We start from the raw sequence: 22,164 nt of genomic DNA, 5'->3' as shown, positions 1-22,164 counted from the left end.
AAGCGCTTTCCAGAGTTGTCGCGCCGGTGCCGAGTCTTGGAACATCCTGAATCTTCCCGGGGACCGGAATTTGTCCGCGCGGCCCCGGCGTTGGAGACAATGGAACGGCTGGCAACTGCGAAGGAGACGACGATGCTGCGACCGGACGACCTCTACGAGATCGTCGACGAGTCGGTGGCGACCGGCCCGGCGGCGACGCCGAAGGTCATGGTGCACTCGATGGACGGGTTCATGGACGCCGGCCAGGCAGGGCGCGTGACCGCCGACCACCTGCTCGAGGTGCTCGACCACCGGTTGCTGGCGCGGTTCGACGTCGACCTGCTGCACGACTACCGGGCCCGCCGGCCCGAGGTGACGTTCGCCGAGGACCGGTTCACCGACTACACCCCGCCGCACCTGTCGCTGCACCTGCTGACCGACGACGCGGGGGTCGAGTTCCTGCTCCTCGAGGGCGCTGAGCCGGACAACCACTGGGACCGGTTCGCCGGTGCCGTCCGGCAGCTGATCGACCTCTACAACGTGACTCTGACGGTCGGCGTGCACGGCATCCCGATGGGCGTGCCGCACACCCGTCCGCTCGGTCTGACCGCACACGCGACCCGGCCCGAGCTGGTCACCCGGTCGAACATCTGGGACGGCGAGATGGTGCTGCCCGCGAGCGCCGCGACGATGCTGCAGGTCCGCCTGGGCGAGGCCGGCAAGGACGCGATGGGCTTCGCCGTGCACGTCCCGCACTACCTCGCCGAGAACCGCTTCCCGGGCGCGGCACTGGCGCTCGTACATGCGATCTCCGCGGCGACCGGTCTGCTCCTCCCTAGCAAGGCCCTGCTCGACGAGGCCGCCGTCACCGGCCGGCTGGTCGACGAGCAGGTCGAGGCCTCCGAGGACGCCAGCGCCGTCGTGAAGGCCCTCGAAACCCAGTACGACGCCGCCGAGGGTTCGCTCAGCCGCAAGAGCCTGCTCGCCGACTCCACCCCGTCCGCCGACGAACTCGGCGCCGAGGTGGAACAGTTCCTCGCCGAACTCAACCGCGAGGACAACGAATAAGTCACAGCGGGGAGGGCGTACGTCCTGGCCGGGAGCCTGTCAGGATGAGGCATGCCTGAGTCGTTGGAGGATCTGGTCGAGCTGCTCGACCTGGAGATGATCGACGCGGACGTGTATCGCGGTCGTCAGCCCGATACGTCGATGCAGCGGGTGTTCGGCGGGCAGGTGCTCGGTCAGGCGCTGGCCGCGGCGAGCCGGACCGTGGATCCCGAGCGGGTGGTGCACTCGCTGCACGGGTACTTCCTGCGCGCCGGCGACACGTCCGTACCGATCGTGTACCGTCCGGAGCCGACGCGTGACGGTGGGTCGTTCAGCAGCCGCCGGGTGGTGGCGTCCCAGCACGGGAAGCCGATCTTCTACATGTCCGCGTCGTTCCAGCGCCCGGAGCCCGGGCTGGACCACCAGGACCCGGTGCCGGACGACGTCGTACCGCCGGAGGAGGCGCCGCGGCTCGCGACCGTTCTGGAGGCTCGGTCCGGTCGTGCGGCGGCGGACTGGGATCGCGAGTGGGCAGCGCTCGACGTACGCCTGGCCGGCGTGACCGGCCGCCAGTTCTGGATCCGCGCCGCCGGCAAGCTCCCCGACGACCCGGCCCTGCACGCCTGCGTCCTCGCCTACGCCAGCGACCTGACCCTGCTCGGCGCCAGCCTGCTCCCGCACGGCATCGTCATCGGCGACCGCCGCATCCAGCCGGCCTCGCTCGACCACGCCCTCTGGTTCCACCGCCCGTTCCGCGCCGACGAGTGGCTCCTCTACGACCAGGCGTCGCCCTCGGCCTCCGGAGCGCGCGGCTTCGCGACGGGACGGCTCTACACCGAAACCGGCACGCTGATCGCGTCCGTCGCCCAGGAAGGCCTGATTCGCCCGGTCGGGCTCGATCTCGACGGGTCGCAGTGAGTTTCTACTGGGAGGGACGTACGCCGGGTGATCCCGAGCTCGACCGCGCGCTCGCCGACCTGACGGATCCCGACGGCGCCTACCTGCAGGCGTTCACCACCTTGCTGCACAGCCGGAACATCGTTGCCCAGGGCATCGCTCTCGACCACTCCGAGGTGCGCCGGGCGGTCACCGGTTTTCACAGCCGGCACTGGATCGGCCGCGAGTTGCGGGACCCCGAGTTGCGCGGCGCGCATGAGGTACTGCAGTTCGGATTCGACCGGGACGCCTTTCTGACCTTGCTGTACAGCGACGATCCGATGGCGGTCGGCGTTGCACTCGACCACTTCAAGAACGCCGCGGGCTGGGATCTCGACGAGGAGCCGGTGCTGCGGCGCGCGTACGCCGTACTGCGCGAAACGGCCGTGGCACCTGATGCCGCGAACCATCTGAGTGCGCTGGACGTGGTGGTGGCCGACGTCGCCGACCCGGACCTCGTCGTGAACCTGCTGGAGCACACGCAGTCGGCCGAGGTCCGCGAGCAGGCGCTCTGGGCTGCCAACCGAGTGTTGCTGCAGGCAACCGATCCACGTCTGATCGACGTCGTCGCCCGACTGGCGGAGGACTCGGAGCACCGGACAAGGGCACTCCGCGTCCTCGCCGGTGCCGCCGGACCCGCGGCCGACCCAGTACTGCTTCGTGCCCTCGAGAGCGACGAGCCGGCCGTGCGCCTCGAAGTCGCGTGGCAGCTGGCGCAGCCCGGCCGCATCGATCAGCACCGCGATCTGCTGACCCGCGCTGTCGACAACCTCCCGGCCGATTCGAACCGCTCCCGCCTCCTGGTCAGCCAGATTCGGAAACGTCTGCTACCTTGAGGGCATGTTGCAGCGCGCTGTAGTCACGACGACGCCGGAGTACGTCCCGGCGCGCTGACACCTGACTGTCTGACCGAAGCCCCGGGGCGAGTGCCCCGGGGCTTCGTCGTTCCCGGTGGTCTCTCGCCCCACTCTCAATGAGGAGACCACCATGTACGACCACCGCAAGATCGGCCGCGAACTCGGCCTGTTCGACTCCGACCCGCTGATCGGCGCGGGCCTGCCCTACTGGTTGCCGGCCGGTGCCGCCGTCCGGCGTGCGCTCGAGAGCTACATCGCCGAGGTCGAGCGAAGAGCCGGCTACCAGCAGGTGTACTCGCCGGTGATGGCCAAGAAGGAGCTGTACGAGATCTCCGGCCACTGGGCGAAGTACCACGACGACATGTACCCGCCGATGGACATCGGCGGCGAGGAACTCGTCCTGCGGCCGAGCATCTGCCCGCACCACGCGCTGATGTACCGTTCCCGCTCGCACAGCTACCGCGAGCTCCCGTTGCGGATCTCCGAACTCGGCGGCCAGTACCGGGCCGAATTGTCCGGCGCGATCGGCGGACTGAGCCGGGTCCGCGCGATGCAGCTGAACGACGCGCACATCTTCTGCCGCCTCGACCAGGTCGCGTCCGAGGCCGCGTCGGCGTTGCGGCTGATCAACCAGGCGTACGCCGACATGGGCATCGCGGCGTCCCGCTACGTCCTTGCACTCCCCGCCGAGGACGCGCGGTTCGGTGATCCGTCCAGCAAGTACGTCGGCGACGCCGCCAGCTGGGCCCACGCCGCCTCGCTGCTCCGGGACGTTCTGGAGGCGGCCGGCATCGACTACGAGGAGGCGCCGGGGGATGCGGCCTTCTACGGGCCGAAGATCGATATCCAGATGATGGATTCGGCCGGTCGTGAGTTCAGTCTGTCGACCGTCCAGATCGACTTCCACCAGCCGGCCGCGTTCGGTCTCGAGTACGTCGGTGCCGATGGCAACAAACATCGGCCGGTGATGGTGCACCGGGCGATCGTCGGCAGTATCGAGCGGGCGATGGCGCAGCTGATCGAGGTGCACGGCGGCGCGTTCCCCGCGTGGCTCGCTCCGGTGCAGGTCGTCGTACTGCCGATTTCGGACGACGAGGAGAAGGTCGCGGCTGCCGTTGCGCGGCGGGCGTCGGACCGTGGTCTGCGGGTGGAGATCGCGCACGCCGACGAGGGCAGCCTCGGCGCGCGGATCCGGGAGAACCGGCTGGCGCCGTACCAGGCCGTCATCGGCCCCCGCGAGGCTTCCGGCAGCGAGCTCGCGGTCCGTGAACGCGATGGCAGCAAGTGGGACGCCGCGCCGATCGGCGAGGTGCTCGACCGGATCCGGCGGGAGGCGGAGCCCCAGGCCATCGCAATCGCCGACGTGGAAGCGGTGTGAGCGTGAGCGCCCCGGGTGGGGAGCGATTGTGATGGCCTGGCGGTTCAGCGTTCCTGCAGCTGGCCGATCAGGTGCGTCACGTCGTGTGATTCGTCGTAGAGCGCGAAGTCGGTGGTCTTGCCGTCCTGCTGGTAGCCGAACTGGACCCGTGACGGGAGCAGCAACGGCTTGCGGAAGTCCACGCGGACCGTGAACGCGTCCGGCAGCGCGCCGGCCCGCTGGACGGACGCGAGCGCGGCAGCCTTGGCCCACATACCGTGCGCGATCTGGCGCGGGAACCCGAACGCCTGCGCGGTGAGTTTGAACAGGTGGATCGGGTTCCGGTCGCCGGACGCGGCGGCGTACCGGCGGCCGAGGTTGCCGCGCAGGTCCCACCACGCGTTCGCGGCCAGCACCGGATCGGGCAGCAGGTCGGCGTGCGCGTCCGGCGTACCCGCGGACCGGCTGAGCAGCGTGGTCAGGTCGCTCCACACCAGTTCGTGGTCGACGAATACCTCGCTGACCACGTCGAACACGGTGCCCTTCGGATGCGGGCGTTCGGGCGTACTGTGTACGCGGATCGACGGCTCGGCGTGCAGCGGGATCGGCTGCTTCTGGGTGATCGTGTTGGATAGGTGCACGATCCCCATCGGCTTGTACGGGAACGACGGGTCGGACATCAGGTCCAGGTGCAGCGGGAACGCGAGGACGTGCGGGTACGTCGGGGGCAGCGCCGGCCCGGCCTGGAACCCGGTGACCTCGCGGTACGCCGTCAGGTGGTCCTGGTTGATCGCGGACCGCGGCAGCTCGAGGGTCAGGCCGTCCTCGTTCGGCTCGTAGTCGGCGCGGCGCAGCGTGGCCTTGACGGTCCGAGCGTACAGCGAACCGAGGCCGGGGGAGTCGTCGTACCGCCGGGTGGGCATGTCAGGCGCCCAGCAGGCTCTGGCCGCAGACGCGGACCACGTTGCCGGTCACGCCCGCGGACGCCGGATCCGCGAACCAGGCGATCGTTTCCGCCACGTCGATCGGCAGGCCGCCCTGCTGCAAGGAGTTCAGCCGGCGGCCGACCTCGCGGATCGTGAACGGGATCTTCGCGGTCATCTCGGTCTCGATGAACCCGGGCGCGACCGCGTTGATCCGGATCTGCTTCTCGGCGAGCACCGGCGCGAGCGCCTGCACCAGACCGATCACGCCGGCCTTCGAGGTCGCGTAGTTCGTCTGGCCGTTGTTGCCGGCGATCCCGGCCATCGAGGAGACGCCGACGATCGACCCGCCGTCGCGCAGCGCCCCGGACTCGACCAGGTGCTGGGTGATCCGCTCCGGGGCGCGGAGGTTGACGTCGAGGACGGCGTCCCAGGCGTCGGTCCGCATGTTCACCAGGCGCCGGTCGCGGGTGATGCCGGCGTTGTGTACGACGATGTCGAGGCCGCCGTGCTGCTCCTGCGCATGCGCCGCGATCCGCTGCGCCGCGTCGACGGCAGTCACGTCGAGGAGGAGTTCGGTACCGCCGATCTTGGAGATCACCTTGCGCAGCGGGTCCGCGTTCTGCGGTACGTCGACACCGATCACGGTCGCGCCGTCGCGGGCGAGGGTGTTCGCGATCGCGGCACCGATGCCACGGGCCGCGCCGGTGACGAGTGCCGTACGACCGGCCAGCGGGCGCTGCGGGTCGTTGCTCACGAGCGGACCGGTACCGATCCGGGCGACCTGACCGTCGACGTACGCGGACTTGGGGGAGAGGAAGAAGCGCAGCGTGGAGTCGAGCTGCTCGTGCGCGTCGGGAGCGACGTACACCAGGTTGACCGTCGCGCCGCGCTTCACCTCCTTGCCGAGGCTGCGGGTGAAGCCCTCCAGCGCGCGCTGCGCGACGTGCTGCTCGGTGGAGCTCGCGAGTTCCGGCGTCCGGCCGACGACGATGACGCGGCCCGCGGGGGCGAGCTGGCGGATCACGGGGGAGAAGAACCGCTGCAGGCTGCTCAGGTCCGCCGTCGAGGCCGCGCCGGTCGCGTCGAAGACCAGCGCCTTCGGGCGGATCTCGCTGGACGCAACGCCTTCGGTCGCCGTACTGAACGAGGCGCCGATGTCACGCAGCAGGGCCTGGATCGCCTTGCCGGCGTCGGTCTCGCCGATCGCCCCGAAGACGACCGTACCGTCGATCACGGGGGCGCCCTCGTACCAGCGCGGCAGCGGCATCGGGTCGGGCAGACCCAGGTTCTTCACCAGGGTCTTGCCGAGCGGCGTCCGGGTGAACGTCTGGTAGCGATCCGTCATCTCAGCTCCTACTTCTCGAGGATGGCGACGACACCCTGGCCACCCGCGGCGCAGATCGAGATCAGCCCGCGGCCGCCGCCGTTCTCGTCCAGTTGCTTCGCCAGCGCGGCGACGATCCGCCCGCCGGTGGCCGCGAACGGGTGCCCCGCGGCCAGCGAGCTGCCGTTCACGTTCAGCTTGTCCCGGTCGACCTCGCCGAGCGGGGCGTCCAGGCCGAGCCGTTCCTTGCAGAAGATCGGATCCTCCCATGCCTTCAGCGTGGCCAGCACCTGGGACGCGAACGCCTCGTGGATCTCGTAGTAGTCGAAGTCCTGCAGCGTCAAACCTGCCCTTTGCAGCATTCTCGGCACCGCATAGGCCGGAGCCATCAGCAGTCCCTCGGCTCCCTTGACGTAGTCGACCGCGGCCGTCTGCGAGTGGGTGAGGTACGCGAGCGGCCGCAGCCCGTGCTCGGCTGCCCACTCGTCAGTGCTGAGCAGTACGGTCGAAGCACCGTCGGTGAGCGGGGTGGAGTTGCCGGCCGTCATCGTCGCGGTCTCGCCCTTGCCGAAGACCGGTTTCAGTTTCGCCAGCTTCTCGAGCGTGGTGTCGGGCCGCAGGTTCTGGTCCTTCTCGAGCCCGAGGTACGGCGTGATCAGGTCCTGCTGGAAGCCCCGGTCGTACGCCTTCGCCAGGTTGATGTGGGAGCGGTACGCCAGCTCGTCCTGCGCCTCGCGGGTGATGCCCCACTCCAGCGCGGTCAGCGCGGCGTGGTCGCCCATCGACTTCCCGGTCCGCGGCTCGGCGTTGCGCGGGATCTCCGGTACGACATCCTTCGGGCGGACGCGGGCCAGTACCTTCAGACGGTCCCCGTACGTCTTCGCGCGGTTCAGGTCGAGGAGGACGTTGCGCAGGTGGTCGTTGACGCTCAGCGGGGCGTCGGACGCGGTGTCCACGCCGCCGGCGATGCCCGCCTCGATCTGGCCGAGCGCGATCTTGTTGCCGACCAGGATCGCCGCCTCCAGCCCGGTGCCGCAGGCCTGCTGGATGTCGTACGCGGGCGTGGTCGGCGCGAGCTTCGAGCCGAGCACCACCTCGCGAACCATGTTCCAGTCCCGGGCGTGCTTGAGGACCGCGCCGGCGACGACCTCGCCGACCTCCTGCCCGCCGAGGCCGGTACGGTCGACGAGACCGTTCAGCGCGGCGGTGAGCATGTCGGAGTTGGAGGCGTGCCGGTAGGTCTTGTCCTGCCGGGCGAACGGGATCCGGTTCCCGGCGACCACGGCCACCTTGCGCGGTTCGGTCACGATGTCTCTCCTGCTCTAGCGGAGCGGGTGGTGGATTTCTTGGTCGGCCTCACGGAGGTGCCTGCTGACTTCGCTACTGCTTTGGCTGGGAACAGGGCCTTGCGTCCCACGGCGGTCGCGAGGGTGGCGGTGATCGCGGTCTCGCGGACCGTACCGACATCGGCATGATGCACCACCGGGTGCCCTGGCTGCCCGCTCGACACGATCAACCCGACCCTTGCCATGTGCAACGACCCGAGGGTCTGCGTGTACAGGTGGTTGGCCAGGTAGGCGGTGTCCACCTCGTCGAACACGCCGGTCCGCTGGCCGGCCTTCAGTACGACGGCGATCCGGTCGAGCGGCGCGGCCATCGCCGTACCGAGTTTGACCATCACCGGCTCGGTGATCTCGCCGAACAGTTCGTCGCCGGTCCTGCGCAGCAGGCTCATCGCGCAGTCGGTGAACGCCGGGTAGCCGAGGCAGAAGTCGACGAACGTCTCACTGAGCGACTTGAGCCGGTTGAGCGGGGCCCTTCTCGGACTGTCCTTCTGTTGCAGCAGTTCGTCGAGCTCCTGGAGGTAGTCGACCAGTGTGAGCGCGAACAGCTCTTCCTTGCCGGCGAAGTGCCGGTAGATCAGCGCCTTGTTGATCCCGACCCGCTTGGCGATATCGTCGATCTGGGCGTCGATCGTGCCGCGCTCGTCGAAGATCTCCCGGGTGGCGCGGATGATGTCCCGCTCCCGGTCGCGACGACGCTCCGCCGTGGTCCGGCGGCGTCCGATCGCGAGCAGCGCGGAGCTCATGGATCGATCTTAGCCACAGTGGTACCCCTTGGTGCAAACGACAGTTACACTCATCGGTAACATCTCCGCTTTTGTGAGGACCTGATGAGCGACCCTGTTGTGTCCGCAGACGTGATGACGCTGGCCGGCGAACTCGGTGCCGAGCGCTCGAAACCGGACTGGAGCACCTTCTCGCTGGCGATCAACGACGACCAGCGCGAGATCCGCGACTGGGCGCACACGTTCGCCGCCGACGTCATCCGCCCGGCCGCCGCCGAGTGGGACGAGCGCGAGCAGACGCCCTGGCCGATCATCCAGGAAGCGGCGAAGGTCGGCATCTACGGCCTCGACATGAACATCAACCTGTTCGTCGACCCGAGCGGCCTGCTGATGCCGCTCGTCCACGAGGAACTCTTCTGGGGCGACGCCGGCATCGCGATGTCGCTCAAGGGCACCGGCCTCGCGTCGTCGGCGATCTTCTCGAACGGTACGCCGGAACAGTGGAGCCAGTGGATGCCCCGCTGCTACGGCACCCCCGACGACGTACGCGTCGCCGCCTTCTGCTCCTCCGAGCCGGGCGCGGGGTCCGACGTCTCGGCCATCCGTACGCGGGCCGTGTTTGATGAGCGTACTTCTGAGTGGGTCATCAACGGCCAGAAGGCGTGGGCCACCAACGGCGGCATCGCGGACGTCCACGTCGTGGTCGCGACGGTCGACCCGTCGCTCGGTACGAAGGGCCAGGCGGCGTTCGTCGTACCCAAGTCCGAGGTCCGCGGCCTCGAACAGGGCACCAAGCTGCGCAAGCACGGCCTACGCGCCTCGCACACCGCCGACGTCTTCTTCGACAACGTCCGCATCCCCGCCGCCAACGTCCTCGGCGGCAAAGAAAAACTGGACGAACGCCTGATCCGCGCCCGCGAATCCGCCGCTCGGGAGGCCGCCGCTCGGGACGCTGGCGCCCGCGCCGCCGCTCCGTCCGCCGCCGCCCCGGCCGGCCGGAACGCCTCGATGGCCACCTTCGAAATGACCCGGCACATCGTCGGCGCCCAAGCCATCGGCATCGCCCGCGCCGCCTACGAAGTAGCCCTCGACTACGCCAAAACCCGCGAACAATTCGGCCGCCCGATCATCGACAACCAGGGCATCGCCTTCAAACTCGCCGACATGGCCATGGAAATCGACGCCGCCCGCCTCCTCGTCTGGCGAGCCGCCAACATGTCCGCAGCCTTGATGCGCGGCGAAACCCCCGACTACCGCCACGGCGAAGGCTCCATGGCCAAACTGAAAGCCGGCGAAGTAGCCGTCAAGGTCACCGAAGAAGCCATCCAAATCCTCGGCGGCAACGGCTACACCCGCGAATATCCAGTAGAACGCATGCACCGAGACGCCAAGATCTACACCATCTTCGAAGGCACCTCCGAGATTCAGCGCTTGGTAATCGCCCGCGCGATCTCCGGCATGCGCATCAGGTAAGAGGGGATGTAGTAGACCCCCGCGTGCTACGCAGGTGCTCCGGTCGCTCCGCTCCCTCCCGCACCTGCTACGCGCGCTACCCACCCACCCCCGGCTTGGCGCCGGACCTGCCGGCTAGCGCCGGCGAGTTGCGGGCTACCGCCCGCGAGCGACCGCCCCGTACCCACGGCCACCCGACCTACCGAAGCGAACCGCCGGGGTCTCGGCCACAGACACGGGTGCCCATCGGAGGACTGCTGAACCTGGCCGTGCTAGGGCAGGCGCTCCGTTCGACGTGGTGTGTTCCGAGGCCCGGCGGCGGTTTGTGGATGCCCTTGCGTTGGGCGGTCGTGGGGCGGGTGCCGGCTGCGGATGTGCGTGGGATCAGTGGGCTTGGGCCGGCGGTTTCGGTTCCGCAGAATGTGCTCAATGTGAATCTGGCGTCTACGGTGGCTAGCTTCGACGACCGGGCGGAACGCGCCTACGACTGGCTCGTCAGCGAGCGCCTGCCCGACGGCTCCTGGCCATCGGGACTCAAGGCGATCGCGGCGGCCCCTTCGACCGCGCGTTCTTCCTCGACCTCGCCTCCCGCTGCGGGCACCACACCCAAAGCTGTCCCGCTGGCTGACGTTCGACCGGACCCACAGGCTCCACCGACTCGCCACCGGCGACTGGATCGCTGACGAAGACCCCGTCACGCTCACGACCCCCGGCCGGCGACGGTGACGCTACCAGCCGAGGGCGTCGAGGAACTGTGTGGCGTACGAAGAGGCGGGCGTCGCAGGCGGCGGAGAGTGTCCGCACCGCTGTTGACAGCCAGTGGAGATCGATCGGATCGGGAATTCACTATTCGTCAAGTCGCGTCTCCTAGCGTCGGACTTGCCGAATCGCCCAAGAGGGGTCAGCCCGATGAGTGAACCGATCGACAACATCCAGGTCGAGTTGGTCGCCGCTGATGCCTGACTGGTCGCAGCAGGACTACCACCACCCGGCGGTCGGCTGGGAGGCGGCGCTTGTCGGTGCGGAAGGCGACCAGCCGCTGGTGAAGAACATCAAGGTCCGCGTGACCCCTGGCGTGTCGGAGTGATCGTCATGGGGTGACGCTCCAGCTGCTGGAACAAGGCGCCTTGCAGACCTACCTGCCTGGACAAGGAGAACATCATGCGCAGAATCTTCAAGACCTCGGCGCTCCTCGCCGCCGCTTGTCTGGTGAGTAGTGGTCTGGTCGCGCCGGTTGCCGGCTACGCGCAGAACACGACAGCGTCCGCGGCCGGCAACGCACAGCCGATCCGCTGCAGCGCTCCCGGCCGCGCTCCGATCACCGTCGTGTTCGTCCACGGAGCGTGGGCCGACAACTCGAGCTGGGCGGGGGAGGTCAGCCAGTTGCAGCGCGACGGATGCAAGGTCCGCGCCGTCGACGTACACGTGCAGGATCTCGCCGCCGACGCGACGGCAGTCGCCAACTTCGTGCGTACCGTTCCAGGGCCGGTGCTGCTGGTCGGACACTCGTACGGCGGCGCGGTCATCTCGAACGCCGTCGCCGAGGTGAGCAACGTTGTCGGACTGGTCTACGTCGACGCCTACGAACCCGAGGTCGGGGAACCCATCAGCGCCCTGGGCGGAGCGACGTCGGCCCTTGCCACGCACCCGCCCGCCGATCTCTTCGAGCAGATCCCTGGGACGTCAGGCATCATCCTTCAGCAGGGCACCTACCTGAACTACTTCGCGAACGACCTGCCACGGCCGCAGGCGCTGGAGCAATGGGCGACGCAGTCAGTGGCATCGACCGTGGCGCTCAACGCGCCGACCGCTCACGCCGGCTGGAAGACGCTGCCGTCCTGGTCCTTCATCTCCACCGGAGATCAGATCATCACGCCGGAGTCCTTGCTCGCGATGTCGCACCGGGCCCATTCCGACATCACGATCTTCCACGGCGGATCGCACGTGACGCTGGTCTCGCATCCGCGCGCGGTGACCGCGGTCGTTGGCAAGGCCCTCGCATCCCTCCTCCAACGTCCCGCCTGAGTGAGAGCGTTGGCCACCCGACAACAGGCGCCGCCGCCGCAGCAGTCGCGGCGGCGGAGCGGTTGCCTCAGCTGACGTGAGTCAGCGGTGGTGGCTGACGAGGGCGTGAGCTGCGGTGGCGTCGTGGGGGACGGGCTCGGCGTGGATGGTGGCGGTGGTGAGGCGTCGTACGCCGTGGAGGAGGTCGTGCTCGACCTGGTGGCTGAGGTGGTGGGCGTCGACGAGGGAGAGGGTGGAGTCGCCGGCGACCCGGGCCTCGGCGCGGAGTGCCTGGCCGACCCAGCGGAGCTGGACACCGGTGACCTCGACGACGCCTGGGGTGGAGCGGATGACGGCTTCGACCAGATGGCAGCGCGGGGTTCAACGGCGTCCATCAGACGGCGGTACACCTCGCGGGCTTCGTCGCGCAGTACGAACAGGATCGCGACCGTGATCAGCAGACCGATGGGCCGGCAGTCGGCAGAAGCGATGCGGGTTGGCGGCGGGGCGGCTGGCGTGCGTGAGCGAGCAGCCTGTGGCGACGGTCGTTTTGGCCGGTGGAGCGAATCGCCTTGGGTTCAGCCACGCGCTGCAGGAACAGACTTGCCTGGGGTTCGCGCCGGGTGGATGGCTGACGAGGTGCCGCGGTGAGTTTGGATGTGGGCTCAGGGGAGGGGGGCTTCTACGGTTGTGCAGGCGTTGGTCAGGGCGTTGCGGAGTTGGTGGTAGTGGATCTGGTCGGTGGGGTGGTGGGCTTCGGTGTTGAGTTGGGCGATCATGTCGGCGAAGCCGTCGGCGGCGGGGTTCTGGGCGGCGGCCTGGCGGGCGAGGTGTTCGGCTTTGTCGTTGGCTTCCCATCGGTGGTTGTCGACGATCATTGCTTGGCAGGCTTCGGCGAGCAGGGCGATTGCGGCCTTCTCGTCTGGGGGCGTAGCCGCCGGTGGATCGTTCGTGGAGCCGCAGTTGGTCAGTGGTAGGCAGAGCATCCCGCTGAGCACCAGGCCGCGGGACAGTACGTGCAACATCTTGGTTTCCTTACTGCTTGGCCCCAGACTCGCGTGTCGGTCGTCGGCCGCGTGCATCCGCCGCGGTCTTGGCCTCTCAGAAATCCGTCCCCACTTTGATAGAGGGGCGTCGGGCCACGTTTGTTACTCACTGGGGACTGCGAGGGGTCGGGAACGGATCACGTCAGGAATCGAGCAGCGGGCTGGGTGGGCTCGCTCGTAGCGTTTGGGGCATGGAAACCAGCGCTTCTACTGCATCGCTTACGCACATCTCGTCCGTCACCCTCGAGGTGGACGATCTCGAGGTGGCTCGGAGGTTCTACGCTGCGTTCGGCGTGGACTGAAGCCCGCGGTGAAATCGGTCTGGGGGTACTGCGGTGTCGTCCAGGCTCCGGACGGGGCGATCTGGAAGATCGCGACGTCGCCGAAGAAGAACACCGGGCCAGCCACACGCGAGATCGACGAGCTCGCCAGCAAGGAGTACTACACGAGGCGGGGTCTGACCGTGTCGAGGAGCTTCGGTGGCAAGTCCGCCGAGTTCGCGGCGGGCGAGTCCGGTCGCGCCAAGCTGGCGCTGTACAAGCGTGGCGCCCTGGCCAAGGACCTCGGCGTCTCCGCCGGCGGAGTCGGTTGGCACCGCATCGTCCTCGGCGGCACCACCGAGCCATTCACCGATCCGGACGGATTCCTTCGGGAGACCGCACAGTCCTGAGGATGGCGGTCGCTGCTGGAGTTACAGCAGGAGGCCGAAGATGCGGAAGGCGTCTTCCCAGTGGGCTGTTTGTGGGTTCTTGATGCCGGGGTCGATGACTTTGAGGGTGCGGGCCAGTGCGACGCTCAATCCTCCGACCACTTCCGGCAAGTGGGATTCGGTCTCCTCGCTGACAGTTACGTCGAGCGGGGGATATTTCGTCAGCTGCGCCAAGATCGGCTGCAGTTCGACGTCCTCGTCGATCTCGCGGAAGACATGGATGCTCTCCTGCAAGCCTTTCGTGATGGGCAGGTCACGTGGTTGGAGAATGTCGCGGCTGTTCGCCTTGGCGGTGCCCTGCCCGATCACCAGCAGGTCGTGGAGTTTGTCGTAAACGAAGTCGCTGTAGCGCTTGAGGTCGTCCTTGTCGACGTCCAGACCCGCGGCGGCGCGGAAGAAGCGCTCGAACCTGGGCACAGCCATGACTGCCATTCCGTCTCCTCCAGATGCGGGTGCTTGCCATGCTGCCGCGACGAGATGTCCGGGTCACCACGGAAACGTGTAGAACAACGATGGTTCAGTTCGCCGGTACCGCGGATTCGACCACGGCCGCGCGCACCTTCGGCAGCGCTCCGGCGTGACGAACAAGGTCGGCGCGGGCTCGACGATCGCGGCCCGCGACGTCACGGCAGGACTGCCGAATGCGTCTTCGCAGGCCGGTTACTCCGCCAGGTCGCCCAGAGGGTCGCCAGGCCCAGCAGCGACACCAGAGCCAGGAAGCCCATCGAGAGCACGGTGAACAGGTGCACCTGCTCGGAGGTGGGTGTGGGTAGATAGCCCACGGACAGCAGCCGGTACTGCCACGGCGTGCCGGTGAGTACGAAGGTGAGCGCGAGCGCGATGCTGTGGGAGTCGTCCCACAATGCGTGCAGCACCGAGACCCATAGATACATCAGCAGAACGACACCGTTGAAGCGGAGCCGGCCGACGCGGGCTTCCCGGAACAGGACTCCGCCGAGGATCGCCGTCCACAGCCCGTGCCCGAACGGCGCCAGGAGGCTGCGGACCAGCTCGGTCTCGACGAGAGCAGGCAACGACAGGCCTTTGACGGTCAGCAGCGCGTTGAACGCGTACCCGGCCGACTCGAACGCTGCGAACCCGAAGCCGACCGCGGCGCCGAGGACGAATCCGTCCCGGCCATGGCGCACGGCCAAGTGGCGGGTGACGAAGACGAGCGCGCCGAGCTTGGCGGCCTCTTCGATGAGGCCGACACCGAGGAACAGCCAGGCGGAGGGCTCGAGCAGGTACGTCTCAAGCAGGGCTGCCGACAACACTCCCAGCAGTCCGCCGACCACGAAGGCTCTGACAATGAGTTCGGCCGTGAGGTGCTCGTCCCGCCATCTCTGGAACGACCAGGCGACGAACGTGACGGGGATGAGAAAGCTGCCGAGCAGGATCAGCGTTGGTACGAGGTTGGCGTTGGAAGTCAGCAGCGTGACGACGAGGCAGGCGAGCCACAGCGCGAACCCACCGCCGAGGATCTGAATCCACTCACGGCGGCCGCGGCGATGTGCCGATCTGCCGGCTGTGACGGCGGACATGCCGGTTCAGCTCTCCCCGCGCATCCGCTCGCGGAGTTCGTCGGCGACGATCGGGACCAGGAGCGCCGTACCGAGTGCGATCTCTCCCGCAGAAAGCGCTCCCACGAACCGGCGGGGATCGAGCCGGCGGAGGGCGGGGTAGGCACCTGCGGCGTATCCGTGCGTCTGCTCGGCGGCCGTGTCGTCCGTGGGGAGCTTGGTCAGGCCGGAGTTGAGAATGAAGGCTCCCGCGGCGATCTGCAGCGGTACCTCCCAGGCCTTCAGTCGCAGGTCCACGGTGTGCCTCCAGTCTCGGCGATTTGCCGAGTCTCGTCGGAGAGGCTGGTGCCGTCATCCCGGAAACTTGTAGTCCACCGCTCCTTGGCGTTAGAGGTCGGGTACAGGGGATGAGGTAGTCTGCGGATCATCACAATACGTATCGAGCCGAGCACCTATGCTCCAGCGATCAGGAGCCTGAGCGGCGGTTTCCGCCGGTAGAACGCGTGTCGTCGACACCTCTGGGAGATGCGTTCGGCCAATGCCTGATTCGCCTGTCTACAGTATCGGCGCGCTCGTGCGGATGCTCAGCGTTCCGGCGGCGACGCTACGTACGTGGGAGGACCGCTACGGCGTCGTGGTGCCCGAGCGGAGTCCGGGCGGCCAACGCCTGTACTCGCGGTTGCAGGTCGAGCAACTGCGCTTCGTCCGCGACCGATTGTCGGACGGAATGGCGGCCAGTGACGCCTACCGCGTGCTGGAGGGCCGCATCGCCAGCGGCGTACCGCTGGAGCAGGCAAGGATCCCGGACGGGGACGGGCTGCTCGTCATGCTGGCCGAGCAGGATCCGTTCGCGGCCGACTTCTCCGACTACTTCCTGCGGACGGAAGGGTACGGCGTCACGGTTGTCTCCACGGTCGAGCAGGCCCTGGCCGAAGCCGTCCGGGAGGTTCCGGATCTCGTACTGATCGATCTGCTGATCTCGGAGGCGCAGGGCCTGCGGCTCTGTGGCCAATTGAAACAGCAATTCGATCTCCCCGTGCTGGCGATCTCGACGCTCGACCTGCGGGACGAGGCGCTCGAGGCAGGCGCGGCCGTCTTCCTGAGCAAACCGCTGGAACCGCTGAGACTGGTGTCGGTCGTCCGGGATCTGCTGGGGCAAAGCGCCTACCTGCGGTCCGGCGCCGCCCTGGAACGGAGCCCATGAACGACCGGACGACGTCTGGATCGGATCCGCTCGACGTCGTGCTCGGCGGCGGACTGCCCCGCAACGCGATCATCGTGGTGATGGGCGCCCCGGGGGACGGCAAGACGATCTTCGCGCAGCAATGGGTGTTCGCGAACGCCACCCCGGAACGGCCGGCCCTGTACTTGTCCACGGTCTCCGAGCCGCTGGAGAAGATCCTGCGGTACGGCCAGATGCTGTCGTTCTTCGATCCGGCCGCGGTCGGGCGCAGCGTGTGGTACGAGGACCTCGGCGGGACGCTTCGCGACCACGGCCTGCCGGGCGTTCTCAAGCGCGTGCGCGACCTGATCCTGGTCAAGCAGCCCGCGATGATCGTGATCGACAGTTTCAAGGCGATGCATCCCTACGCCGGTCGCAGTGGTGCCTTCCGCGCGTTCCTCCACGATCTGGCGGGCATGCTGAGCGCCTACCCGGCGACCTCGATGTGGGTAGGTGAGTACCTGGAGGACGAGATCCAGCGCTCTCCCGAGTTCGCGGTGGCCGATGCGATCATCGCGCTGAAGAGCGTGCATGCCGCCGAACGCACGTCCCGGGCTCTCCAGGTCCACAAGCTCCGCGGCGGCGGCTTCCTGGCGGGGACACACTCCTACCGTCTGTCGGAGGATGGCCTCACGGTCTATCCCCGGCTCGCGGACCCGGCTGATGCGAGGGACTACGACCTGCGCGGTGAGCGGGTTCCGTCCGGTATCCACGCGCTCGACGACATGCTCGAGAACGGCTACTGGTCGGGGTCCTCGACCCTGCTGGCGGGGCCCACCGGTATCGGGAAGACGTTGATGGGACTGCACTTCGTGTCCTATGCCGTCGGCCAGGGCGACGCCGCGATCATCGCGACGATGCAGGAGGACCCGTCGCAGCTGGAGCGGACGGCGTCGCAGTTCGGCTGGTCTGTGAAGTCCGACCACCTGAAGGTGATGTACCGCAGCCCCGTCGACCTGAACGTGGATCAGTGGGTGTACGAGCTGCTCGACATGATCGAGACGACCGGCGCGAGCAGGGTGCTCCTGGACAGCCTCGCGGACCTGCAGGCCGCGGCACCGGACGAGATGCGCTTCCGGGAGTACCTGTATTCTCTGTTGCACAGGTCGTCGCGTCAGGGCACGAGCCTGATGATGACGTATGAGCTTCCTGAGCTGTTCGGCGTGTCGAAACTCTCGGACGTGGCTGCGTCGCACATGGCCGACAACGTCGTACTGCTGCAGTACAGAGGCCTCACCGGATTGATGTCGCGCACGCTGACGGTGCTGAAGACCCGGGCGGCCAATCACCGGTCCGGGGTGCGCGAGTTTCAGATCACCGACGACGGGATCATGCTCGTCCCGGCGCAGTCGATGAATGACTTTGGGGCTGGGCAGGGTACTCCGCAGGTGTAGTTGCCTTCGGCACTTCCTCGACAGGTCTGGCGGGTCGTAGCCACCCGAGGGAGTGTCGAGGTGTACCGCGACGCACTCGACCAGCGAGAGGGACAGGCTCCCATGGATACGCACAGGCCCGCGGACGGTCGGCTTCGCGGACGGTCGGGGGAACTCAGGGCGGTTGCCGGCCTGCTCGACTCCGTGGAGACCGGCCACAGAGCGATCCTGCTGGTGGACGGTGCGCCCGGTATCGGGAAGACCCGGCTTCTCGCCGCGGCCGAGGAGCGGGCAACACAGAACGGGTTCAGCCTCGTGAGCGCTCACGCCGACGAGCTGCCGCTGGCGGCCGTGTTCTCCGGACTGGACCTGACACCACCGGACGGTCCGTCCGCCCAGGCATCCGCGACCCAGGTGCACAGCGCCGCGTGCCTCGAGAAGCTGGCAGTTCACACCCGGAAACTGGCCGCTCGCGGCCCGGTCTTCATCACCTTGGACGATGTTCAGTGGGCCGACGCGACGACCGTCACGGCGCTGCGGGAGATGCCCACGTGGCTGGGGACGGACTACCCCGTCGGATGGGTGCTGGTACGCCGGATGGGGACGCGGCAACCCTCGACGGAGTGGTTGTTCGGCGAGTGGGAGCGCCAGGGAGCGGCTCGGCTCGCCCTCGGACCCCTTGCGGACGACGCCGTCGCCGACCTCATCGCGGACGTACTGAGGGCGCGGCCGGACAACGACCTGCTGGCCATGGCTCGCGGCGCGGCGGGGAATCCGCAACTTGTCAGAGCGCTCCTGGACGGACTGCGGGACGAGGGCGGCGTCGCCATCGCCGGCGGCCGCGCGCAGTTGCTGTCCGAGCAGCCACCGGGGCAGGTGCGGGAAGTCGTCGATGGATGGCTCGTGCGGCTCAGTTCCGAGGCTCGCCACCTCCTCGGCGTCGCCGCGGCGTTGGATCAGGTGTTCAGCGTGGACGACCTGACTGAGCTCCTCGGGTGGCCGGACGAGCAGGTGCGGCCGCCGCTCGAGGAGATCGTCGCGGCGGACCTGCTCACGGTCGCCGGGCCAGATGTGTGGGGCTTCCACCACGATCTGGTCCGGCAATCGGTGGCCAATGGCGTTCCGGCGGCTGTACGGCTCGCACTGCGTGGTCAGGTAGCGAAACGGCCGCCTTCTACCGCACTGCCTGCGATTCCCGGAACCGACCGGCGCGGTGCCGAGGCGTGGGACGCGCTGACCGGCACCGAGCGGACGGTGGCCGAGCTGGTGGCCCACGGGCTGACCAATCGCGAGGTGGCGGAGCGCGTCTTCCTCTCGCCGCACACCGTGTCCTTTCACCTCCGCAAGGTGTACCGCAAGCTCGGCATCCGAAGCCGCGTGGAGCTGACGCGCGCGCTCGTCCACTGCGAAGGTGATCAACGCGTCGCCGCCGACGTCACCGCCGGCGCGCTGATGTGATGGGACGGCTTGCGCGGTTCGACGTCCGCAGTACGCCGATGTCCGGCGTGTCGCACCGACCCTTGCACGGCCGGGAGGCGGAGCTCGGCCGCCTCAGTGAATCCGTCATGGCGGCGGCGGCCGGCCAGGGAGGTGCCGTCATCGTCGACGGTACGGCGGGCCTCGGAAAGAGCCGGCTGGTGCTGGAGGCCGCGACGCAGGCGCGGCGCCTCGGGGTCGCTGTAGCGCCCGGAGTCGCCGACGAGCTGCGTCGGGCCTCGCCACTGGCGCCGCTGCTCGAGGCGATGCGCGGCAGTAGTCCACCGATCATCGGCCAGGCGAAGTTCGATCCCGCGGAGGTGCTGGAGTACGGCCCCCACTGGCTCATCGACCAGCTCGAGAGTGCGCTCAGAGGAGCCGCCGTCCGGCACCCCGTCCTGATCGCGCTGGACGACCTGCAGTGGTCGGACTCACTCACAGTGGTCGCTCTCAGGGCCCTGGCCGAACGTCTGGCGACCAGCCCGATCCTGTGGCTTCTGAGTCGGCGCCCCTGGCCGTCGATGCCGGCGCTGGACTCGTTGGTCTCGGACATGGTCGCAACCGGTGCGGTCCAGCTCCAGCTGGCGCCCCTGCCGCCGGCGGCCGTCGCGGGGGTGGCCGGTGATCTACTGGGTGCCGCTCCGGATACCACTCTGCTGGAACTGCTGGACAAGTGCGCCGGCAATCCCTCCATGGTCGTGGATCTCCTCTCGACACTCGCCGAGGACGACGAGCTGATCATCGACGCGGCATTCGCCCGGCTTCTGCCCTCCCGGGAGCAGCGGCTCCGCGAATGGCTCACGCCCGTGGGTCCGCTGACCCAGCAACTACTGAGCGTCGCCTCGATCTTCGGCCGGACCTTCGACGTACCCCCTGTCGCACTGGTTTTGCGTCGCACGGTCGCCGAGTTGTTGCCGTCGATCCACGAGGCGCTCGGGGTGGGTCTGCTGGTGGAGGAGGGCGCGCAGCTGAGTTTCCAGCACGCACTCGTCCGCGAGGCGGCCTATGGTGCGCTCCCGCCGGATGCGCGGAAGAGTCTGCACCGGGAGGCTGCTGACGCTGTGCTCGCCACCGGCGGCTCGATCTCCGAGGCGGCAGCCCATGCGATCACCGGTGCGGAGCGTGGAGACGCCCACTTCGTCGCCTTGCTGATTCGTGCCTCCGACGAAGTTGCGGCCGATGCTCCTGGCACCGCCGGAGACCTGCGGCTGCGGGCTGTCGACCTGATGCCGACCGTCGACGCCGACCGTCCACAGCGCGTCATGGAGGCGACAAGGCTGCTCCTCCGCGCAGGGCGGAGCGCGGAGGCCCAAACCCTCGTCGAGGACGCCTTGCGCGCCGACCTACCGGTCGGTGTCGAGGCGAGTCTTCGCTGCCAACTGGCCGACTCGCTCGGCATCGCCGGGTACTCGGCCTCTGCGTTGCACCACGCAACGACCGCGCTCGGCCTCCAGGGCGTCGACGACTCGACGCGAGCCCTGCTGTTCGCCGCAGCGTCGAACGCGCATCTGGTAGCCGGCGACGCCGCCGCGGCGCTGCGGGCGGGCGAACAGGCGATCACCGTCGGCAGGACGCCGGTTCGCGCCGGCCGGGCGTTGCTCACGATGGGCGCGGCCGAGCGGGTGCGCGGCCGCTTGACGAGATCGCTCGAACTGGTCGATCGAGCCGTTCAGCTGCTGGCCGCCGATCCGGCGGAGGCGCAGCGTCCTGAGGCCAGTTGGACGCGGGGGCGCACGCTGATGGCGCTCGATCGCTTCGAGGAGGCACAGGCCGCGTTCGATGCCGGGAGCCGATGGGTGGGCGAGCCCGGCACCGCGTACCTGGACGTAGCCGGGTACACCTGCCGCGCCATGCTGCACCTGCACCGGGGACGGCTGGACGAAGCCGTTGCTGAAGGCAATGAAGGCCTCATCCGGGCCGAGGAGCTGGGATTGTCGACGCAGGTGCCCGAGTTGTGCGCCGTACTCGCGGAGGCCCACGCCTATCGCGGTGAGTTCGGGCCGGGCCGCCGCCGGCTGCACCATGGGGTCAGTATGGTGTCCGAGCCGAGGAGCGTCGGTGCCCAGCGGTTGGCCTGGGCGACGGCAGTGCTCGACGAGGCGGCCGGTGCGGACCCTTCGCGCGTGCTGGCAGATCTTGCCCCGGCTTGTGATCAGCTGCCGAACGGTTGGCAGGGGCTCGCGTTCGATCCCATGGCGGGACCGTTCCTGGTAGGACTGGCGATGCGAGCCGACGATGCCGAGTGGGCCGGCACGGCCGCCGAGGCGACGGAGTCCCTCGGCCGTATCAACCGCGAGGTGATCTCCTTCGGCGCCGCGGCCATGCAGGCCGGTGGCCTACTCGGCGACGACGTCGACCGCCTGGTAGCGGCTGCGGCCGCGTTCGAAGCGAGTCCCCGCCCTTTGGCCCGAGCACGTGCCGCCGAGGATGCGGCACGGGGTCTCCTTCAGCGGGGTCGGCGTACCCAGGCCGTCGAAGAGTTCGAGTCGGCACTTGCCGAGTACGACGGGGCCGGCGCCGTCGTACTCGCTCAGCGCGTCCGAGAGCGACTGGCCGATGTCCCGAATCCGGGAACCGGACGGCCGGCCTTCGGCTGGGCGAGCATGACGGCCGCGGAGCTGCGGGTCGCGCGACTTGCTGCCACCGGACTCACCAATCGGGCCATCGCCGACGAGCTCGGCCTGTCCCCGTACACGGTGGAGTCGCACCTGCGGCACTCCTTCCGGAAACTCGACGTCCGGTCCCGGGTCGAACTGACCCGCATCGTCCTGGCCGCGGACGCTTGATCGCTTGATCGCTCGATGTGCGCGGGGGCTCACGTACTACGCGGTCGCGGGATGCCGGCACTCGAGGTGCTCGCCACGATGA

General features: G+C 68.5%; 21 protein-coding genes. 12 read left to right on the top strand and 9 right to left on the bottom strand.

Annotated elements, in window-relative coordinates; translation table 11 throughout:
- Positions 1-132: 132 nt before the first annotated feature.
- From ACFYRU_RS22315 to thrS, 4 genes are all read left to right on the top strand, one after another.
- Positions 133-1,047 carry a proteasome assembly chaperone family protein gene (locus ACFYRU_RS22315; protein WP_387661934.1) on the top strand — a complete coding sequence of 305 codons (915 nt, stop codon included), beginning with the start codon at positions 133-135 and terminating at the stop codon, positions 1,045-1,047.
- A gap of 51 nt (positions 1,048-1,098) precedes the next feature.
- Positions 1,099-1,944 carry an acyl-CoA thioesterase gene (locus tag ACFYRU_RS22310; protein ID WP_387661932.1) on the top strand — a complete coding sequence of 282 codons (846 nt, stop codon included), beginning with the start codon at positions 1,099-1,101 and terminating at the stop codon, positions 1,942-1,944.
- The gene (locus tag ACFYRU_RS22305; RefSeq protein WP_387661930.1) at positions 1,941-2,798 is read left to right on the top strand and encodes a HEAT repeat domain-containing protein; all 858 of its coding nucleotides are present in this window, start codon (positions 1,941-1,943) and stop codon (positions 2,796-2,798) included. Before ACFYRU_RS22310 ends, ACFYRU_RS22305 begins: the two co-directional genes overlap by 4 nt.
- A gap of 151 nt (positions 2,799-2,949) precedes the next feature.
- Complete coding sequence (gene thrS, locus ACFYRU_RS22300; protein WP_387661929.1) at positions 2,950-4,197, top strand: threonine--tRNA ligase; 1,248 nt, start codon at positions 2,950-2,952, stop codon at positions 4,195-4,197.
- Between the two features lie 44 nt (positions 4,198-4,241).
- On the opposite strand, the gene ACFYRU_RS22295 is transcribed toward thrS, so the two are convergent.
- Genes ACFYRU_RS22295 through ACFYRU_RS22280 form a run of 4 tightly spaced genes read right to left on the bottom strand, consistent with a single transcriptional unit; the run spans position 4,242 to position 8,515 of the window.
- Positions 4,242-5,099 carry a MaoC/PaaZ C-terminal domain-containing protein gene (locus tag ACFYRU_RS22295; protein WP_387661927.1) on the bottom strand — a complete coding sequence of 286 codons (858 nt, stop codon included), beginning with the start codon at positions 5,097-5,099 and terminating at the stop codon, positions 4,242-4,244.
- A gap of 1 nt (position 5,100) precedes the next feature.
- A complete protein-coding gene (locus ACFYRU_RS22290; RefSeq protein ID WP_387661925.1) occupies positions 5,101-6,447 on the bottom strand; it encodes a 3-oxoacyl-ACP reductase in 1,347 nt (448 codons plus the stop codon).
- An 8-nt stretch (positions 6,448-6,455) separates the two neighbouring features.
- Complete coding sequence (locus tag ACFYRU_RS22285; RefSeq protein ID WP_387661923.1) at positions 6,456-7,733, bottom strand: acetyl-CoA C-acetyltransferase; 1,278 nt, start codon at positions 7,731-7,733, stop codon at positions 6,456-6,458.
- Positions 7,730-8,515 carry a TetR/AcrR family transcriptional regulator gene (locus ACFYRU_RS22280; RefSeq protein WP_387661921.1) on the bottom strand — a complete coding sequence of 262 codons (786 nt, stop codon included), beginning with the start codon at positions 8,513-8,515 and terminating at the stop codon, positions 7,730-7,732. The genes ACFYRU_RS22285 and ACFYRU_RS22280 overlap by 4 nt, the downstream gene beginning before the upstream one ends.
- An 84-nt stretch (positions 8,516-8,599) precedes the next feature.
- On the opposite strand from ACFYRU_RS22280, the gene ACFYRU_RS22275 reads away from it, so the two are divergent.
- The 3 genes from ACFYRU_RS22275 (at position 8,600) to ACFYRU_RS22265 (ending at position 11,971) form a co-directional block, all read left to right on the top strand.
- Complete coding sequence (locus ACFYRU_RS22275) at positions 8,600-9,967, top strand: acyl-CoA dehydrogenase family protein (protein ID WP_387661920.1); 1,368 nt, start codon at positions 8,600-8,602, stop codon at positions 9,965-9,967.
- 934 nt (positions 9,968-10,901) lie between these two features.
- Positions 10,902-11,033: a hypothetical protein gene (locus tag ACFYRU_RS22270; RefSeq protein ID WP_387661918.1), complete on the top strand. Its 132-nt coding sequence runs from the start codon at positions 10,902-10,904 to the stop codon at positions 11,031-11,033.
- 74 nt (positions 11,034-11,107) lie between these two features.
- Positions 11,108-11,971, top strand: a complete 864-nt coding sequence (locus ACFYRU_RS22265; RefSeq protein ID WP_387661916.1) for an alpha/beta hydrolase — start codon at positions 11,108-11,110, stop codon at positions 11,969-11,971.
- Between the two features lie 81 nt (positions 11,972-12,052).
- Here ACFYRU_RS22265 and ACFYRU_RS22260 read toward each other — a convergent pair whose 3' ends face one another.
- Positions 12,053-12,301: a cation transporter dimerization domain-containing protein gene (locus tag ACFYRU_RS22260; RefSeq protein ID WP_387662928.1), complete on the bottom strand. Its 249-nt coding sequence runs from the start codon at positions 12,299-12,301 to the stop codon at positions 12,053-12,055.
- Positions 12,302-12,615: 314 nt separating this feature from the next.
- Positions 12,616-12,975, bottom strand: a complete 360-nt coding sequence (locus tag ACFYRU_RS22255; protein WP_387661914.1) for a hypothetical protein — start codon at positions 12,973-12,975, stop codon at positions 12,616-12,618.
- 331 nt (positions 12,976-13,306) lie between these two features.
- On the opposite strand from ACFYRU_RS22255, the gene ACFYRU_RS22250 reads away from it, so the two are divergent.
- Complete coding sequence (locus ACFYRU_RS22250) at positions 13,307-13,666, top strand: hypothetical protein (protein ID WP_387661912.1); 360 nt, start codon at positions 13,307-13,309, stop codon at positions 13,664-13,666.
- Between the two features lie 21 nt (positions 13,667-13,687).
- Here the strand turns inward: ACFYRU_RS22250 and ACFYRU_RS22245 are convergent, their stop codons facing one another.
- From ACFYRU_RS22245 to ACFYRU_RS22235, 3 genes are all read right to left on the bottom strand, one after another.
- The gene (locus ACFYRU_RS22245) at positions 13,688-14,137 is read right to left on the bottom strand and encodes a DUF1931 family protein (protein WP_387661910.1); all 450 of its coding nucleotides are present in this window, start codon (positions 14,135-14,137) and stop codon (positions 13,688-13,690) included.
- 191 nt (positions 14,138-14,328) lie between these two features.
- Positions 14,329-15,246 carry a PrsW family intramembrane metalloprotease gene (locus ACFYRU_RS22240; RefSeq protein WP_387661909.1) on the bottom strand — a complete coding sequence of 306 codons (918 nt, stop codon included), beginning with the start codon at positions 15,244-15,246 and terminating at the stop codon, positions 14,329-14,331.
- 6 nt (positions 15,247-15,252) lie between these two features.
- A complete protein-coding gene (locus ACFYRU_RS22235; RefSeq protein ID WP_387661907.1) occupies positions 15,253-15,522 on the bottom strand; it encodes a hypothetical protein in 270 nt (89 codons plus the stop codon).
- A gap of 241 nt (positions 15,523-15,763) precedes the next feature.
- Between ACFYRU_RS22235 and ACFYRU_RS22230 the strand changes: the two genes are divergently transcribed.
- The 4 genes from ACFYRU_RS22230 (at position 15,764) to ACFYRU_RS22215 (ending at position 22,082) form a co-directional block, all read left to right on the top strand.
- The gene (locus ACFYRU_RS22230; protein WP_387661906.1) at positions 15,764-16,429 is read left to right on the top strand and encodes a response regulator; all 666 of its coding nucleotides are present in this window, start codon (positions 15,764-15,766) and stop codon (positions 16,427-16,429) included.
- Positions 16,426-17,841 carry an RAD55 family ATPase gene (locus ACFYRU_RS22225; protein WP_387661904.1) on the top strand — a complete coding sequence of 472 codons (1,416 nt, stop codon included), beginning with the start codon at positions 16,426-16,428 and terminating at the stop codon, positions 17,839-17,841. Before ACFYRU_RS22230 ends, ACFYRU_RS22225 begins: the two co-directional genes overlap by 4 nt.
- Positions 17,842-17,943: 102 nt before the next feature.
- Entirely contained in the window at positions 17,944-19,278 is a 1,335-nt protein-coding gene (locus ACFYRU_RS22220; RefSeq protein ID WP_387661902.1) for an AAA family ATPase, read from the top strand.
- The gene (locus tag ACFYRU_RS22215) at positions 19,278-22,082 is read left to right on the top strand and encodes an ATP-binding protein (RefSeq protein ID WP_387661900.1); all 2,805 of its coding nucleotides are present in this window, start codon (positions 19,278-19,280) and stop codon (positions 22,080-22,082) included. Before ACFYRU_RS22220 ends, ACFYRU_RS22215 begins: the two co-directional genes overlap by 1 nt.
- Positions 22,083-22,164: the final 82 nt, after the last annotated feature.

It is taken from the genome of Kribbella sp. NPDC004536 (assembly GCF_042873835.1).
Taxonomy (GTDB): domain Bacteria; phylum Actinomycetota; class Actinomycetes; order Propionibacteriales; family Kribbellaceae; genus Kribbella.
Note: the sequence above shows the minus strand (reverse complement) of the source record. Positions and strands in the feature narration are given on the sequence as shown.